Here is a 15766-nt window from a genome sequence, read left to right as displayed (position 1 = left end):
ACCCGGTGGGAGCGAGCCTGCTCGAAAGCGTCCGACCAGACGACATCGATGCTGAATGTGCCGACCTCTTCGCGAGCAGGCTCGCTCCCACACTGGAAATCGTGGTGTATCTTCAGAAGACGGACCAGCCAATCCGCGAGCTCAGCAGTTCCAGCGCCGCCATCCCCGCCAGCGAGTTGCCGGCGGTATTCAGCTCCGGCGACCACACGCACACGCTGAACTGCCCCGGCACCACCGCAACGATGCCGCCGCCGACCCCGCTCTTGCCCGGCAGGCCGACGCGATAAGCGAAGTTGCCCGCCTCGTCATACAAACCGCTGGTGGCCATGATCGAGTTGACCTGCTGGGTCTGGCGGCGCGTCAGGATCTGCTCGCCGCTGTGCTTGCAGAACCCGTCATTGGCCAGAAAGCAGAACGCCCGGGCCAGATCGATGCAATTCATCCGCAGCGCGCAATGGCTGAAATAGCTGCGCAACACCGCTTCGACATCGTTGTGAAAGTTGCCGAAAGACTGCATCAAATACGCCATCGCCGCATTGCGCGCGCGGTGCTGGTATTCGGAGTCGGCGACCTTGCCGTCGATCATGATCTGCGGGTTGCCCGACAGGCGTCGGACGAAGTCGCGCATCGACAGTGTCGGCGCAGCGAAGCGCGACTGGTTGATGTCGCAGATCACCAGCGCCCCGGCGTTGATGAACGGGTTACGCGGGCGGCCGCGCTCGAATTCCAGTTGCACCAGCGAGTTGAACGGCTGGCCGGACGGCTCGTGGCCAAGCCGTTCCCAGATCGCTTCGCCGGAGTGATCGATGGCCTGCACCAGGCTGAACACCTTGGAAATACTCTGCACCGAGAACGGCGTTTCAGCGTCGCCGGCGCAATACATTTCGCCGTCGTTACTGTACACGGCGATGCCCAACTGGTTGGCCGGCACCGTGCCGAGGGCGGGAATATAGTCAGCAACTTTGCCCTGCCCGATCAGGGGCCGGACCGCGTCAAGGATCTCGTTCAACAGCGCTTGCATGCCGGGTTCCGAAAGTCTCGCCCCATGGGATCGCGGGGACACTGGGGCTAGACGCTGCGCCCGCCGGTCGCATCACACCGGCAAGCGCCAGGCAAAATGTTCTAGGCTGAAGCGGACCATTCAGACACGGGAGAGCACCATGCACCTCGAAGGCTCCTGCCATTGTGGCGAAGTCACGTTCAGCCTCGACAGCGCCCATCCTTATCCCTATCAACGCTGCTATTGCTCGATCTGCCGCAAGACCCAGGGCGGCGGCGGTTATGCGATCAACCTTGGCGGCGACGCGACCACTCTCAAGGTTCGCGGACGCAAAAACATCAGCATCTATCACGCGAAGATGAAAGCCAACGGCGATAAGCGCGCCCATCGCAGCAGCGCCGAGCGCCACTTCTGCTCACTGTGCGGCAGCGGCCTGTGGCTGTTCAGCCCGGAGTGGCCAGAGCTGATTCATCCATTCGCCTCGGCGATCGATACGCCGCTGCCGGTGCCGCCGGAACGCACACATCTGATGCTAGGTTCGAAAGCGCCGTGGGTTGAAGTCGAGGCGAAGCCGAAGGATCAGCAGTTTGATGTATATCCCGAAGAATCGATTGCCCAGTGGCATGAGCGACTCGGTGTAACTCGCTGAACACCCGCCCTTCGCGAGCAGGCTCGCTGCCACATTTGGATTGCGATCACCTGTGGGAGCGAGCCTGCTCGCGAAGGGGCCGGGTCAGGCAATATCAATCAGTCCAGATGCGCCCAAGTCATCCTGAACAGCGCCCCACCCCACACCGAATCGCCAACTTCAACCTGCCCGCCATGGGACTGCGACACCCGCCGCACCAGCGCCAGGCCCAACCCAAAACCACCGGTGCGCCGATCCCGGCTGGCGTCCAGTCGGGAAAACGGTTCGAAGATTTTCTCCCGTCCCTCCAGCGGCACACCCGGACCGTCATCGCTGACCCGTACTTCATAGTCATCGCCATTGCGCAGCAGCGACACCTCAACGCGCTGCTCGGCATAGCGAATGGCATTGCGCAAAAGGTTGATCACCGCCCGCGCCATGAAGCGCGGTTCGATGCTTACAGTGTCGACCTGGCAACCGGCGATCGACAACTGCACCCCCACTGCTTCGGCCTCAAGCGCGACACTGCCGACAACGCTGTCTAGCCAGTCGGCCGCGTGAATATTCTCCCGTTTGATCACTGTTGCGCCGTGCTCGAGGCTGGCGTAGGTCAGCAGCTCCGAGACCATCTCCTCCAGCTCACCAAGGTCGGCATACATGTCGGCGATCAGCTCGCGATTCTCGCTGGCGTCCGGTAGCTGTTTGAGCTGATCAAGTTCGAACGACAGCCGCGCAATCGGTGTGCGCAATTCGTGAGATACCGCGTTGGTCAGTTCGCGCTGGTTGGCGATCAAGCCTTCGATGCGCGCCGCCATCAGATTGAAGTGCTCGGCCAGATCGCGGATGTTCGAGCGCCGCGACAACTGAATGCGCACCGACAGATCGTTGTCGCCGAAACGCTCGGCCGCCAGCCGCAGCTTTTCCAGGTCGCGCCAGTGCGGGCGCACCCAGAAAAATAGAACGATGCCGATCAACACCGCGAGCATCATGTACGCCGCGGTGATGTAGAACGGCATCAGGCTCGGCTCTGGCGGCAGCTTGATGCTGAGCAACTGCGAGCCGCCATCGATGTTGCTGATGAATTGCGTGTAATCGTCGCGGATCACCAACAGGTTTCGCGCGAGCTCGGCTTTTTCCTGCGGTGTCAGGGCCAGTTGATCGGCCTCGACCAGACTCAGCGACAGACCATAGTGCGCGCGCAATGAATCGAGTTTCTGTTCACGCTCGGCGCCCTGGCGGCCTTGCAGATGATCGACCAGCGACCACGCCTGACCGCGCACGGCTTCACGGTTGTAATCCTGCGTCTGGCTGTCGAGCAAGGCATTGAAGGTGTGCTCGACCGCCTGCAAGGCCAGCACCAGACCCACCGTCATCACCAGAAACAGGCCGAGGAACAAGCGCAGCATCTACAGCTCCCACGCGAACGGATTGAACAGATAGCCCTTGCCCCACACGGTCTTGATGCACACCGGCTCGCGAGGGTTGTCCTTGAGTTTGTTGCGCAATTTGCTGATGTAGACGTCGACGCTGCGATTGAGGCCGTCGAAGGCAATGCCGCGCATGCGATTGAGAATGTCATCGCGGGAAAGAATCTTGCCCGCCGCGCTGGCGAGCAACCAGAGCAATTCGAACTCCATGGTGGTCAGCTCGATCAGCTCACCCGTCAGGCGCACTTCACGGCAACTGCGGTCGATGCTCAATTGCCCGAACTCGAGGAAACTGACGACGCTGGTATCCGGCGTCTGCCGCCGTTGCAACGCCCGCAGCCGCGCGAGCAATACCGGCGGTTTGATCGGTTTGATCACGTAATCGTCAGCGCCGGACTCCAGACCGAGGATGTGATCGAGATCGTCTTCCTTGGCGGTGAGGATCACGATCGGCGTGTCCGAGACACTGCGAATTTCCCGGCAGACCTGCAAACCGCTCTGCCCCGGCAACATCAGGTCGAGCACCAGCACTTTCGGCTTGAATTCCAGGAACGCAGCCATGGCCAGATCACCGCGATGCACCGTGCGCACCTCGTAGCCGTGTTGTTCTAGAAAGTGTGCGATCAGTGCGGCGAGACGCTCATCGTCTTCGACCAGCAGAACTTTGCCGAAACCCAGGTTATCCATAACAACCGTTGCCAAGCCAAACGTGGAAGGGCCGATATTATGCTGGCATTCATCGAACAGGCGATGACGGCAGATAGCAAAAACCGGCCACTCGGGCCGGTTTTCGGTGATGTTTCATACTCTTAAGAGTTTTTAACAAATTCAGGCGGGCACACCGCTGTGGAAACGGAATTCCTCGTCCGGCGATTCGATCAGTTCCTGCTCGGCCGCACGGACGCGCTCGATCACCTGCGCGACATCCTTGGCATCACCATACTGATAGGCCAGTTTCAGATAACCCTGAAAGTGCCGCGCCTCGCTTTTCAGCAAACCGAAATAGAACTTGCCCAGTTCTTCGTCCAGATGCGGCACCAATGCTTCAAAGCGTTCGCAACTGCGCGCTTCGATGAAAGCACCAACCACCAGCGTATCCACCAGTTTCACCGGTTCGTGGCTGCGCACCACCTTGCGCAGGCCCGAGGCGTAGCGGCCGGCGTGCAGCTGACGCAACTCGATCTTGCGCCGTTTCATGATGCGCATGACTTGCTCGTGGTGCACCAGTTCTTCCCGGGCCAGGCGCGACATCATGTTGATCAGGTCGACATGGGCGTGGTACTTGGCAATCAGGCTCAGCGCCGTGCTGGCGGCCTTGAACTCGCAGTTCTTGTGATCGATCAGCAGGGTTTCCTGATCGGCCAGTGCCGCCTGGACCCAGGCGTCGGGCGTGCGGCAGCCAAGGAATTCGTGGATTTCGGGAAGGATCATGGGGCTCACGATAAAAGGTGTTCGAGCGAAGGGCGCCGATTATACCGGCCTGCCCGCAGACCACCAGCGGCGGCTGTTGATATGCATCAAGTCGCAGACGTTCGGGTAGCAACTATAGTTGTGCAACGCCGTGCCTTTTCTTTGCTGGAGACTCCGCTCATGCAAGCCATTCGCAGCATTCTGGTGGTCATCGAACCTGAACATGCAGAAAGCCTGGCGCTCAAGCGCGCCAAGCTGATCGCCGGTGTCACCCAGGCCCATCTGCATCTGCTGGTGTGTGACAAGAAGCATGACCACGCCGGCCTGCTCAGCGTGCTCAAGGCGGCATTGCTCGCCGAAGGCTACAGCGTGACCACCGAACAGGCGTGGAACGAGAGCCTGCACGAAACCATCATCGATGTGCAGCAGGCCGAAGGTTGCGGTCTGGTGATCAAACAGCACTTCCCCGACAGCTCGCTGAAAAAGGCCCTGCTGACCCCGGCCGACTGGAAACTCCTGCGCCACTGCCCTACCCCGGTGCTGCTGGTCAAAACCGCCGGTTCGTGGAAAGACAAAGTGATTCTCGCTGCCATCGATGTCGGCAATGCCGATGGTGAGCATCGGCATCTGCACAGCACCATCATCGATCACGGTTATGACATCGCCAGTCTGGCCAAGGCGCATCTGCATGTGATCACCGCGCATCCGTCGCCGATGCTCTCGGCGGCGGACCCGACGTTTCAGCTGAAATCGACCATAGAAGCCAAATACCGCGAGCAGTGTCGAGCGTTTCAGGCGGAGTTCGATGTCGATGACGAGCACTTGCACATCGAGGAAGGCCCGGCGGATGTGTTGATCCCGTTCATGGCGCACAAGCTGCAGGCGGCGGTGACGGTGATTGGCACGGTGGCGCGCAGCGGTCTGTCAGGCGCGTTGATCGGCAATACGGCTGAAGCGGTGCTGGATACGCTGGAAAGCGATGTGCTGGTGCTCAAGCCGCAAGAGGTTGAGGATCATCTGGTGGAACTGACGGCAAAACACTGAGGATTGCCATGCCTGACTGGCGCTTTCGCGAGCAGGCTCGCTCCCACATCTGGAATGCATTTCCCTGTGGGAGCGAGCCTGCTCGCGAAGCTTTTGCTGTTCAGGCGCCGAAGGCGTCTTTCAGAAAGCCCGGGGCGATGTAGCGCTGATAATGCGCTTCCGACAGCAGGAAGAATTCCCGATCAATGGCATCGCGCAGTTCCGGCAGGTTCCAATCGCGGAACTCCGGCAGCAACACCATCCCATACGCCTCAAGATTAATGATCACCCGCGCGCCCCGGGCAATCAGCTGATAGGCCCAGCAATATTCCGACTGATGCGGTACGAAGCGGATCTTGCGCTGTTCCAGCTGCTCGCGCAGGCGCGCCGGATCGAAGATCTCGACCTTGCTTGCCATCACTTGTGACAGCAATTGCTCCAGACGCAGCCACACCGCACGCTTTTCCTCCTCGTTGTACCCGTTCCAATGGATCACTTCGTGGTGGAAACGCTTGCAGCCACGGCACACCAGGTCACCGTAAACGGTGGAGCAGAGGCCGACGCAGGGGGTCTTGATGGTCTGATTGGGCATAAATGGGCAGAACACTGAAACGCGGAACAGGCCGGCATGTTAGCCCTTTGTCGGGCATTGATCACCCCTCAAACAGCAAGGTCTCGCCAGCGTCGCAGGTTTGCTCCGGCCGCGCTGATTGCCACGAAAGTCCAATAGAGCGCGACTTACCTTTAAATTTTTTTTGCCGTAGAATCAGCCAGCCTTTTAAGGCGCCAATGTCCGTTAGAAGCTGTTTTCAAAGCGTCACGAGCACAGTCGTTCCTTCAGAGCGGTGTTGGCGAAGGGTTTTTCCAGCGGGGAAAAGCCCAACGCCAACCCTCATCAGCTCCCCGTTCTGCAGGCGTAAAACTTTGAAAGCAGCTTCTGTAAGGAATTGCCGGTAATTCTGGCCGAACGACCCACAACGTCGTGAGGCGCATGAGTACGGCAATTTCGGGATGAGCGTCCCGGACACCCATTTGGGACCACTGATGAGGGTAATAACTGTGCTTGAAGCCTACCGCAAACATATCGAAGAGCGTGCAGCCCTGGGTATCGTTCCCCAGCCGCTTAACGCCGAACAAACAGCAGGCCTGATCGAGCTGCTGAAGAACCCTCCGGCTGGCGAAGAAGCTTTCCTCGTTGACCTGATCACCAATCGCGTACCACCTGGAGTGGACGAAGCCGCTTACGTCAAGGCCGGTTTCCTGTCTGCCCTGGCCAAGGGCGAAGCCACCTCCCCTCTGCTGGACAAGAAACGCGCTGTAGAACTGCTCGGCACCATGCAGGGCGGCTACAACATCGTCACCCTCGTTGAACTGCTGGACGACGCCGAGCTGGCGCCAGTCGCCGCCGAAGAACTCAAGCACACCCTGCTGATGTTCGATGCCTTCCACGACGTCGCTGAAAAAGCCAAGAACGGCAACGTTCACGCCAAGGCCGTGCTGCAATCCTGGGCTGACGGCGAGTGGTTCAAGAAGCGCCCGGTCCTGGCCGACAAGATCAGCCTGCGCGTATTCAAGGTCACCGGCGAAACCAACACCGACGACCTCTCCCCTGCGCCAGACGCCTGGTCGCGTCCTGACATCCCGCTGCACGCCCTGGCCATGCTGAAAATGGCCCGTGACGGCATCGTTCCGGACGAGCAAGGCAAGACCGGCCCGATGAAGCAGATCGAAGAAATGCGCGGCCAGGGCTTCCCGATCGCCTACGTCGGTGACGTGGTCGGTACCGGTTCCTCGCGTAAATCGGCCACCAACTCGGTGCTGTGGTTCTTCGGCGACGACATCCCGTACGTGCCGAACAAGCGCGCTGGCGGTTTCTGCTTCGGCAGCAAGATCGCTCCGATCTTCTACAACACCATGGAAGATGCCGGCGCCCTGCCGATCGAGTTCGACGTATCGAACATGAACATGGGCGACGTGATCGACCTGTACCCGCACGCCGGCAAAGTCTGCAAGCACGGTACCAACGAAGTCATCACCACTTTCGAAATGAAAACCCCGGTGCTGCTGGACGAAGTCCGTGCCGGCGGTCGTATTCCGCTGATCATCGGCCGTGGTCTGACCGAAAAGGCTCGCGCCGAACTGGGTCTGCCAGCGTTCGATCTGTTCAAGAAGCCTGAAGCTCCGGCTGAAAGCACCAAGGGTTTCACCCTGGCGCAGAAAATGGTCGGCAAGGCCTGCGGTCTGGCAGAAGGCCAGGGCGTGCGTCCTGGCACCTACTGCGAACCGAAGATGACCACCGTGGGTTCTCAGGACACCACCGGTCCAATGACCCGTGACGAACTGAAAGACCTGGCGTGCCTGGGCTTCTCCGCTGATCTGGTGATGCAGTCGTTCTGCCACACCGCGGCTTATCCAAAGCCGATCGACGTGACCACCCACCACACCCTGCCTGACTTCATCATGACCCGCGGCGGCGTTTCCCTGCGTCCGGGCGACGGCATCATCCACTCGTGGCTGAACCGCATGCTGCTGCCGGACACCGTCGGTACCGGTGGTGACTCGCACACCCGTTTCCCGATGGGCATCTCGTTCCCGGCCGGTTCCGGTCTGGTCGCGTTCGCCGCAGCCACTGGTGTAATGCCACTGGACATGCCGGAATCGATCCTGGTGCGCTTCAAGGGCAAGATGAAACCTGGCATCACCCTGCGTGACCTGGTTCATGCCATTCCGTACTTCGCTATCCAGAACGGTCTGCTGACCGTCGAGAAGAAAGGCAAGAAAAACGCCTTCTCCGGCCGCATCCTGGAAATCGAAGGCCTGGAAGGTCTGACCCTGGAGCAGGCGTTCGAACTGTCCGACGCCTCGGCCGAACGTTCGGCTGCCGGTTGCACCATCAAGCTGTCGAAAGAGTCGATCACCGAGTACCTGCAGTCCAACATCACCCTGCTGCGCTGGATGATCGGCGAAGGCTACGGCGATGCGCGTACCCTGGAACGCCGCGCTCAAGCGATGGAAGCCTGGATCGCCAATCCTGAGCTGATGGAAGCCGATGCCGACGCCGAATACGCCGAAGTCATCGAAATCGATCTGGCCGAGATCAACGAGCCTGTGCTCTGCGCGCCGAACGATCCGGACGACGCCCGTCTGCTGTCCAGCGTTGCTGGCGAGAAGATCGACGAAGTGTTCATCGGTTCGTGCATGACCAACATTGGTCACTTCCGCGCTGCCGGTAAACTGCTGGATCAGGTCAAGGGTCAGCTGCCAACCCGTCTGTGGCTGTCGCCGCCGACCAAGATGGACGCTCACCAACTGACCGAAGAAGGCTACTACGGCATCTACGGCAAGGCTGGCGCACGCATGGAAATGCCAGGCTGCTCGCTGTGCATGGGTAACCAGGCACGCGTTGAGCCGAACAGCACCGTGGTCTCCACGTCGACCCGTAACTTCCCGAACCGTCTGGGCGACGGCGCGAACGTCTACCTGGCCTCGGCCGAGCTGGCGTCCGTTGCTTCGATCCTGGGTCGCCTGCCGACCGTCGAGGAGTACATGGAATACGCTGGCAAGATCGACAGCATGGCGGCCGATGTCTACCGCTACCTGTCCTTCGACCAGATCGCCGAGTTCCGTGAAGCTGCTGCGAACGCCAAGATCCCGGTCGTTCAAGCCTAACGCTGCAAGGCAATAAAAAACGCCGCCCATCGTGAGATGAGCGGCGTTTTTTTATGCTGATCGTTCCCACGCTCCGCGTGGGAATGCAGCCCCGGACGCTCTGCGTCCCCAAGCGTGACGCAGAGCGTCACAAGAGGCATTCCCACGCAGAGCGTGGGAACGATCAGTCATCAGTGACAGGTCAGACAGCCAGCTTGTAAACCAGCGCCGAAATCGCCACCAGCCCGACCGCGGTAACAAACACGTTCGACGCCTGACCGCGATAGCGCGCCATCGCTGGCACCTTGCGAATCGCGTACATCGGCATCAGGAACAGAATCGCCGCAATCACCGGCCCACCGACGGTTTCGATCATGCCCAGGATGCTCGGATCAAGCGTTGCGACGATCCAGCAGATCACCAGCATGAACGCCGCCACGATGCGATCCAGCGCCTTGGCGCCCGGACGCCTCCCGCTCTTGACGATCAGGCCCTTGAGGCCTTCGCTGGCCCCGATGTAATGACCGAGGAACGACTTGGAGATCGCCACAAACGCAATCAACGGCGCCGCAAACTCGATGGTCGGGTTGCTGAAGTGGTTGGCCAGGTACGACAGGATCGAAAGATTCTGCTCTTTCGCCTCAGCCAGTTGCTCTGGCGACAGGGTCAGCACGCAACTGAATACGAAGAACAGCACCAAAATGACCATCAATGCATGAGCGCGCGCGAGGATCTGTGAGCTGCGCTCGTCGGCGTGCACACCGTAACGACGCTTCTGGTCCATCGCGAACGCCGAGATGATCGGCGAATGGTTGAACGAGAACACCATCACCGTAATCGCCAGCCACAGCGTGTGCAGCAGCGCTGACGGCGCCGGCACTTGCGACGCGGTGGCGAGGATGCCGCCGTTCCAGTGCGGAATCAGGTACACGGCGAGGAACAGCAGTGCAACGATGAACGGATAGACCATCAGGCTCATGGCTTTGACGATCGCCTGCTCACCGCAACGCACCACGGCCAGCAGACCAAGAATCAGCACGAACGACAGCAGCGCGCGCGGTGGCGGCGTGATGTGCAGTTGGTGTTCGAGGAAACTGGCGACCGTGTTGGTCAGGCCGACGCTGTAGATCAGCAGGATCGGGAAGATGGCAAAGAAGTACAGCAGGGTGATCAAGGCACCGGCCTTGATACCGAAATGCTGCTCGACCACTTCGGTGATATCGGCGCCTTCGCGACCGGACAGCACAAAACGGGTCAGGCCACGGTGCGCGTAAAACGTCATCGGGAAGGCCAGCAGCGCGAGGATCACCAGCGGCCAGAAGCCCCCCAGCCCTGCGTTGATCGGCAAAAACAGGGTGCCGGCGCCAATGGCCGTCCCAAACAGTCCCAGCATCCAGGTGGTGTCCTGGCGATTCCAGCTCGAAAGTTCAGCGGGTGCTGCTGCGTCGAAGCGCTTTTCGAGGCTATTGGCCTGATCATTCATCCGGTCGGATCTCCGCTTTCCGGTCACTTGCCACTCGGTCAGGATGCGTCGGAAAAAACCGACAGACATGCTCCGGCCGAAACAGGGGCGCGATTCTCCGTGATAAATCAATGCAAGCAAAGACTTAGCTGAGGAATGGTTGTGCGGAGCAGACCGATGGGGAGTCGTTTTCGGAATGCTTTTTGCCGTTTCCAGCTACGCTGCATGTCGTTTTCTGGCAATTTTTCCGGCACCGTGCGCAGCCGGAACGATCAGATCAATCGAGCGACCAGAAAGCCAAACGACATGCAAAGCAAGGCAAGACTCAGCAATGCGAGGATCGGAACGATGTCGCCTCGCTGCTTGAGGCGTAACCTTTCTACGTACTCGTCGTGCTCTCGATCGGAACGGTCAATCATGGCTTGGCGGTCGAACGTACTCATGGTGATTTCCTTTTTCGCGGGTAACGGGTTGGATAGAGCGAAACGCGCACATTCATAACTTGAGCGAAAGGCCGATCAAGGCCGCTGTCGCGGTCAACATTCCGGCCACTACCGCAACCGGGTAGAAATAGGTTTCCCATTTCATCTTTTTTTCTTCCGCCACAAGTTTTTTCCTCTCGGCCACAAGCTTGCGTATTTCATTCATCAGCTTGTCCAGTTCGAGGTTTTCCCGGTCGTTTTGAAGCATTCGCCTTCCCTGGCTGGTGGCAGCTATCGCGCAAGCTGCTCTGAGGCGTGATGATTTCGCATCCATACGGGTGCTGACCAGCAGACGCATCTGCCATTCCCGTAGGCAAAATCCGCGAGTCACGTAAGCCGCCTCATACACGGAATTTGCAATATTCCAGACCAATTACCTGCCAGAACCCTGACCTTGATCTAGCGTGTGAGAAGCCATAACCCAAGGAGCCCCCATGCCACTGGTCCGCGTCGACATCCAGCAAAATCCCGATCCCACTTTCGCCAGGCGCATCGGCGAACAGATCTACGCCGCTCTGCGCAGCTGTATCGATGTGCCCGAGCACGACAACTTCCAGATTCTCAACGAACATGACGCCCAGCATTTCGTTTATGACCCGCAATACCTCGGCATCCAGCGCAGCGACGGCGTGGTGTTCATCCAGATCACCATCAGCGAAGGGCGCAGCGTGGAAAAGAAACAATTGCTGTTCAAAACCATTGCCGAGCGCCTGCATGCGCAACTGGGTATTCGCCTGGAGGATGTGTTCATCAATCTGCTGGAGGTAAAGAAAGAGAACTGGTCGTTCGGTAATGGTGTTGCGCAATACGTCAGCTGATGGGTCGTGCGCCATGCCTGCGTACTTGCTTGTTCCACGAACCCGTCCAGAATCAAAGCACCACTGCTTGAATGCAACGATTGCCAAGCCGCTGCGGATTCAGCACTCTGAGTCGACTTTCGCGACCCACCCGCCGCCAATCACAGGAGCCGCGCAATGCCCGCAACCGTTCTGGTACTGGTTGAAACGATCAATGACTATCTGCCGATTCTTGAGCATCAGGGATTCCACCTGATCCTTGCACCAACGCCAGCCGAACGCGCGCAAGCCATCGCCACCCATGGCAGTCGCATCGACGCCGTGCTCACTCGCGGCCCACTGGGCCTGACTGCGCAAGAGATCAGCGCCCTGCCCGCCCTGAAAATCATCACGGTGATCGGCGCCGGTTATGAACAGGTCGACCTGCAAGCGGCCAGCGACCGCGGGATCACCGTCACCAATGGCGCCGGTGTCAACGCCTCGTCAGTGGCCGATCATGCGATGGCATTGCTGCTGGCATTGGTCCGCGACATCCCGCGCTGCGATGCCGCCGTGCGCCGCGGTGAATGGCCGAAAATCATGCGCCCGTCGCTGGCCGGCAAGCGTCTGGGCATCCTCGGGCTGGGCGCCGTGGGCATGGCGATTGCCAAGCGTGCGGAGCTGGGTTTCGACATGCAGATCAGCTACCACAACCGCCAGGTGCGCAGCGACGTCGCTTATGCGTTCTGCTCGACACCGACCGATCTGGCGCGAGCTTCGGACTTTCTGGTCGTTGCCACGCCTGGTGGCATTGCTACTCAACATCTGGTGACGCGAGCCGTGCTCGATGCCCTCGGCCCCAAGGGATTTATCGTCAACATCGCCCGCGCCAGCGTTATCGCAACGGCAGACCTGATCACTGCACTCGAACAACGTCGTATCGCCGGCGCAGCGCTGGACGTGTTCGATCACGAACCGGAAGTGCCTGATGCCCTGAAACACCTCAGCAACGTTGTGCTGACCCCACACGTCGCCGGGCTTTCCCCTGAAGCCACGCAAGGCACTGTCGAACTGGTCGGCAAAAACCTGATGGCGTTTTTCTCCGGGCAACCGGTGCTGACGCCTGTCGCCCTGCCACCGAAACTGAGCAACCAGCGCGTGCATTAAGGCGCGCAGGATCCTCGGCCTGCGCCGCTGCTCGCCCCATTCTCAAAGTTGATTATCCAGCAACACGCTAACCTATAAGACCGACCCGCGCTTGTGAGCACCCGAGCGCGCCATTAGATTAGCCAATGATGTCTGGCCTCCAAAATAAGCAGAAGGGATAAGCATGGCGCTTACTGACCAGTCCACCCGGATCCGCGCGGGCGAAGAACTCGATGCCAGCCTGATCGATCCGTACCTCAAGGCGCACATTCCCGGCCTGACCGGCACTCCGCAGATCAGCCAGTTTCCCGGCGGCGCGTCGAACCTGACCTACCTGCTGGAATACCCCGAGCAAGAATTCGTTCTGCGCCGTCCGCCGTTTGGCCACAAGGCCAAATCCGCCCACGACATGGGCCGTGAGTTCCGCATTCTCAACCAACTGCGCGACGGCTTTCCGTATTGCCCGAAAGCGTATGTGCACTGCACCGACGAATCGGTGATTGGCGCCGAGTTCTATGTGATGGAACGGGTCAAGGGCATCATCCTGCGCGCCGAACTGCCGCCGGAACTGGGCCTTGATTCGGCGAAAACCGAAGCGCTTTGCAAAAGCTTCATCGACCGCTTCGTCGAACTGCATCGGGTTGATTACAACGCCTGCGGCCTCGGCGACCTGGGCAAGCCCGAAGGCTACGTCGCGCGGCAGATCAGGGGCTGGAGCGAGCGCTACGAAAAAGCCCTGACCCCGGACGCGCCGCACTGGGAAGCAGTCAAAGCCTGGCTCAACGACAAGATGCCGGCCGACCACCCGACCTCAAGCATCGTCCACAACGACTATCGCTTCGACAACGTCATCCTCGACCCGGCCAATCCGATGCAGATCATCGGCGTGCTCGACTGGGAACTGACCACCCTCGGCGACCCGCTGATGGACCTGGGCAACACCCTCGCCTACTGGATCGAAGCCGGCGACCCGGCACCGGTGCAACTGATGCGCCGCCAGCCAAGCCACGCACCGGGAATGCTGACCCGCCGCGAATTCGTCGACTACTACGCCGAGCGCTCGGGCATCCGCATCGACAATTTCGACTTCTACTACACCTACGGCCTGTTCCGCCTGGCCGGCATCGTGCAGCAGATCTACTACCGCTTCTACCATGGCCAGACGCAGGACAAACGCTTCGCGCAGTTCATTCACATGAACAAACTGCTGGAGCAGATGAGCCTGCAGGTCATCCAGAAATCCAGCCTCTGATCCGGGCCAATAACAAGACTTCCAACAAGGGAAACCCATGTCCAAGACTCAGTTGTTCGACCTCGACGGCAAAATCGCTTTCGTCTCCGGTGCCAGCCGTGGCATCGGTGAAGCCATCGCCAAACTGCTGGCCCAGCAAGGCGCCCATGTGATCGTCTCGAGCCGCAAGCTCGAAGGCTGCCAACACGTCGCCGACGCCATCACCGCCGCCGGCGGCAAGGCAACAGCCGTGGCCTGCCACATCGGTGAGATGGAGCAGATCAGCCAGGTCTTCGCCGGGATCAAGGAACAATTCGGCCGCCTCGACATCCTGGTCAACAACGCCGCGACCAACCCGCAATTCTGCAACGTACTCGACACCGATCTCGGCGCGTTCCAGAAGACCGTCGATGTGAACATTCGCGGCTATTTCTTCATGTCGGTCGAAGCCGGCAAGCTGATGCGCGAAAACGGTGGCGGCAGCATCATCAACGTCGCCTCGATCAACGGCATCTCACCGGGCATCTTCCAGGGCATCTATTCGGTAACCAAAGCGGCGGTCATCAACATGACCAAAGTCTTCGCCAAGGAATGCGCGCAATTCGGCATCCGCTGCAACGCCCTGCTCCCCGGCCTGACCGACACCAAATTCGCCTCGGCGCTGGTCAAGAACGACGCGATTCTGAAACAGGCACTGACGCAGATCCCGCTCAAACGCGTAGCCGACCCAAGCGAAATGGCCGGCGCGGTGTTGTACCTGGCCAGCGATGCGTCGAGCTACACCACCGGCGTGGCGCTGAATGTGGATGGCGGTTTCCTGTCCTGATATCTGTCCCGTGTGGGAGCGAGCCTGCGCGCGAAAACGTTGGGTCAGTCAGCTGTGTTTTGACTGATACCACGCCTTCGCGAGCAGGCTCGCTCCCACAGGGTCACTGCAGGATTCCAGGCCTCGTGCAATCGAGGAATCGCGAATCTTATTGGGTTATGCAACGGGTAGTGGTGATGTGGCGAGTTACCTGCCCATCGACATACATATCTCCGGCAACCTCAGTATTCTCCAGCACCTCACACCGACGTTCCGGCGGAGGCGGCGGCGCGACAGGCGCAGGGGGTGGAGGACTGGCACAACCGGCCAACAACACTGCAAGAAAAGCCAACGGCAATACGCGTTTCCCAGGATTATTCATAGGACGACCCGCGGTAAAGAGAGACAAACTCCCGCAACCCAACCGGCCGCGGAAGACCTGACCACTCATTCTTTATAGCTGAGCGCCTTGTTAGCGCCAGTGGATTGGGGAGATTGGCTGGGATTGGCTGTCGGTTTTGCGGGGTGTTTCCGGTAGAGGGCTGGATTGGGATTATGGTCGTCGGCGAGGGCCTCAACGCGAGCAGGCTCACTCCTACAGTTTTGATCGAGTGAGTTCAGTAACAACCAGGTCGGCTGTCAGGCCGCCTTCGCGAGCAGGCTCGCTCCCACAGAAAAGCAAAAAGCAAAGCTCATCCGCTCTTCATCACTCAAAACAATGAGCGTTA

The 15766-nt window shown here is 59.7% G+C and carries 15 protein-coding genes; 7 read left to right on the top strand and 8 right to left on the bottom strand.

What is annotated here, in order from left to right; translation table 11 throughout:
* Positions 1 to 112 precede the first annotated feature (112 nt).
* Complete coding sequence (gene glsB, locus ACYSTU_RS13755; protein WP_073471184.1) at positions 113 to 1021, bottom strand: glutaminase B; 909 nt, start codon at positions 1019 to 1021, stop codon at positions 113 to 115.
* Between the two features lie 139 nt (positions 1022 to 1160).
* On the opposite strand from glsB, the gene ACYSTU_RS13750 reads away from it, so the two are divergent.
* On the top strand, positions 1161 to 1649 hold the full coding sequence (locus tag ACYSTU_RS13750; RefSeq protein ID WP_125918562.1) for a GFA family protein: 489 nt from the start codon (positions 1161 to 1163) through the stop codon (positions 1647 to 1649).
* 98 nt (positions 1650 to 1747) lie between these two features.
* Here the strand turns inward: ACYSTU_RS13750 and ACYSTU_RS13745 are convergent, their stop codons facing one another.
* The 3 genes from ACYSTU_RS13745 to ACYSTU_RS13735 form a co-directional block, all read right to left on the bottom strand.
* Positions 1748 to 3034, bottom strand: a complete 1287-nt coding sequence (locus tag ACYSTU_RS13745; protein ID WP_217878436.1) for an ATP-binding protein — start codon at positions 3032 to 3034, stop codon at positions 1748 to 1750.
* Positions 3035 to 3742 carry a response regulator gene (locus ACYSTU_RS13740; RefSeq protein WP_016775114.1) on the bottom strand — a complete coding sequence of 236 codons (708 nt, stop codon included), beginning with the start codon at positions 3740 to 3742 and terminating at the stop codon, positions 3035 to 3037.
* Between the two features lie 141 nt (positions 3743 to 3883).
* Positions 3884 to 4486, bottom strand: a complete 603-nt coding sequence (locus ACYSTU_RS13735; protein WP_016775115.1) for a MiaE family protein — start codon at positions 4484 to 4486, stop codon at positions 3884 to 3886.
* A gap of 159 nt (positions 4487 to 4645) precedes the next feature.
* Between ACYSTU_RS13735 and ACYSTU_RS13730 the strand changes: the two genes are divergently transcribed.
* Positions 4646 to 5509, top strand: coding sequence for a universal stress protein UspL (locus ACYSTU_RS13730; RefSeq protein ID WP_324175385.1), 864 nt, complete (start codon positions 4646 to 4648; stop codon positions 5507 to 5509).
* 100 nt (positions 5510 to 5609) lie between these two features.
* Here the strand turns inward: ACYSTU_RS13730 and ACYSTU_RS13725 are convergent, their stop codons facing one another.
* On the bottom strand, positions 5610 to 6080 hold the full coding sequence (locus ACYSTU_RS13725) for a DUF1289 domain-containing protein (protein WP_024013275.1): 471 nt from the start codon (positions 6078 to 6080) through the stop codon (positions 5610 to 5612).
* Positions 6081 to 6547: 467 nt separating this feature from the next.
* Between ACYSTU_RS13725 and acnB the strand changes: the two genes are divergently transcribed.
* Complete coding sequence (gene acnB, locus ACYSTU_RS13720) at positions 6548 to 9157, top strand: bifunctional aconitate hydratase 2/2-methylisocitrate dehydratase (protein ID WP_122698657.1); 2610 nt, start codon at positions 6548 to 6550, stop codon at positions 9155 to 9157.
* A 181-nt stretch (positions 9158 to 9338) separates the two neighbouring features.
* Here acnB and ACYSTU_RS13715 read toward each other — a convergent pair whose 3' ends face one another.
* The 3 genes from ACYSTU_RS13715 to ACYSTU_RS13705 form a co-directional block, all read right to left on the bottom strand.
* Positions 9339 to 10619 (bottom strand): HAAAP family serine/threonine permease, encoded by a 1281-nt coding sequence (locus ACYSTU_RS13715; RefSeq protein WP_024013278.1) that lies wholly within the window; start codon positions 10617 to 10619, stop codon positions 9339 to 9341.
* A 251-nt stretch (positions 10620 to 10870) separates the two neighbouring features.
* Entirely contained in the window at positions 10871 to 11041 is a 171-nt protein-coding gene (locus ACYSTU_RS13710) for a hypothetical protein (RefSeq protein ID WP_016775119.1), read from the bottom strand.
* Between the two features lie 52 nt (positions 11042 to 11093).
* The gene (locus tag ACYSTU_RS13705; protein WP_373877948.1) at positions 11094 to 11378 is read right to left on the bottom strand and encodes a hypothetical protein; all 285 of its coding nucleotides are present in this window, start codon (positions 11376 to 11378) and stop codon (positions 11094 to 11096) included.
* A 136-nt stretch (positions 11379 to 11514) separates the two neighbouring features.
* Here ACYSTU_RS13705 and ACYSTU_RS13700 point away from each other — a divergent pair, with 136 nt between their 5' ends.
* The 4 genes from ACYSTU_RS13700 to ACYSTU_RS13685 all read left to right on the top strand — a co-directional run bounded on the left by ACYSTU_RS13700 (position 11515) and on the right by ACYSTU_RS13685 (position 15059).
* On the top strand, positions 11515 to 11898 hold the full coding sequence (locus ACYSTU_RS13700) for a tautomerase family protein (RefSeq protein WP_016775121.1): 384 nt from the start codon (positions 11515 to 11517) through the stop codon (positions 11896 to 11898).
* A 156-nt stretch (positions 11899 to 12054) separates the two neighbouring features.
* The gene (locus ACYSTU_RS13695) at positions 12055 to 13023 is read left to right on the top strand and encodes a 2-hydroxyacid dehydrogenase (RefSeq protein ID WP_024013281.1); all 969 of its coding nucleotides are present in this window, start codon (positions 12055 to 12057) and stop codon (positions 13021 to 13023) included.
* 163 nt (positions 13024 to 13186) lie between these two features.
* Positions 13187 to 14254, top strand: coding sequence for a phosphotransferase family protein (locus tag ACYSTU_RS13690; RefSeq protein WP_130927225.1), 1068 nt, complete (start codon positions 13187 to 13189; stop codon positions 14252 to 14254).
* A gap of 37 nt (positions 14255 to 14291) precedes the next feature.
* The gene (locus tag ACYSTU_RS13685) at positions 14292 to 15059 is read left to right on the top strand and encodes an SDR family oxidoreductase (RefSeq protein ID WP_024013283.1); all 768 of its coding nucleotides are present in this window, start codon (positions 14292 to 14294) and stop codon (positions 15057 to 15059) included.
* Positions 15060 to 15766 lie beyond the last annotated feature (707 nt).

The sequence above is a fragment of the Pseudomonas glycinis genome, assembly GCF_054871425.1.
This window is presented reverse-complemented; position numbering and strand designations above follow the sequence as displayed.

What these genes read in the sequence shown, in the direction of transcription:
- ACYSTU_RS13715 (WP_024013278.1), bottom strand. Translation starts at nt 10,619, where the DNA reads ATGAATGATCAGGCCAATAGCCTCGAAAAGCGCTTCGACGCAGCAGCA.
- ACYSTU_RS13735 (WP_016775115.1), bottom strand. Translation starts at nt 4,486, where the DNA reads ATGATCCTTCCCGAAATCCACGAATTCCTTGGCTGCCGCACGCCCGAC.
- ACYSTU_RS13710 (WP_016775119.1), bottom strand. Translation starts at nt 11,041, where the DNA reads ATGAGTACGTTCGACCGCCAAGCCATGATTGACCGTTCCGATCGAGAG.
- ACYSTU_RS13690 (WP_130927225.1), top strand. Translation starts at nt 13,187, where the DNA reads ATGGCGCTTACTGACCAGTCCACCCGGATCCGCGCGGGCGAAGAACTC.
- ACYSTU_RS13750 (WP_125918562.1), top strand. Translation starts at nt 1,161, where the DNA reads ATGCACCTCGAAGGCTCCTGCCATTGTGGCGAAGTCACGTTCAGCCTC.
- ACYSTU_RS13740 (WP_016775114.1), bottom strand. Translation starts at nt 3,742, where the DNA reads ATGGATAACCTGGGTTTCGGCAAAGTTCTGCTGGTCGAAGACGATGAG.
- ACYSTU_RS13725 (WP_024013275.1), bottom strand. Translation starts at nt 6,080, where the DNA reads ATGCCCAATCAGACCATCAAGACCCCCTGCGTCGGCCTCTGCTCCACC.
- ACYSTU_RS13685 (WP_024013283.1), top strand. Translation starts at nt 14,292, where the DNA reads ATGTCCAAGACTCAGTTGTTCGACCTCGACGGCAAAATCGCTTTCGTC.
- ACYSTU_RS13695 (WP_024013281.1), top strand. Translation starts at nt 12,055, where the DNA reads ATGCCCGCAACCGTTCTGGTACTGGTTGAAACGATCAATGACTATCTG.
- ACYSTU_RS13700 (WP_016775121.1), top strand. Translation starts at nt 11,515, where the DNA reads ATGCCACTGGTCCGCGTCGACATCCAGCAAAATCCCGATCCCACTTTC.
- ACYSTU_RS13745 (WP_217878436.1), bottom strand. Translation starts at nt 3,034, where the DNA reads ATGCTGCGCTTGTTCCTCGGCCTGTTTCTGGTGATGACGGTGGGTCTG.
- ACYSTU_RS13730 (WP_324175385.1), top strand. Translation starts at nt 4,646, where the DNA reads ATGCAAGCCATTCGCAGCATTCTGGTGGTCATCGAACCTGAACATGCA.
- ACYSTU_RS13705 (WP_373877948.1), bottom strand. Translation starts at nt 11,378, where the DNA reads ATGCGTCTGCTGGTCAGCACCCGTATGGATGCGAAATCATCACGCCTC.
- glsB (WP_073471184.1), bottom strand. Translation starts at nt 1,021, where the DNA reads ATGCAAGCGCTGTTGAACGAGATCCTTGACGCGGTCCGGCCCCTGATC.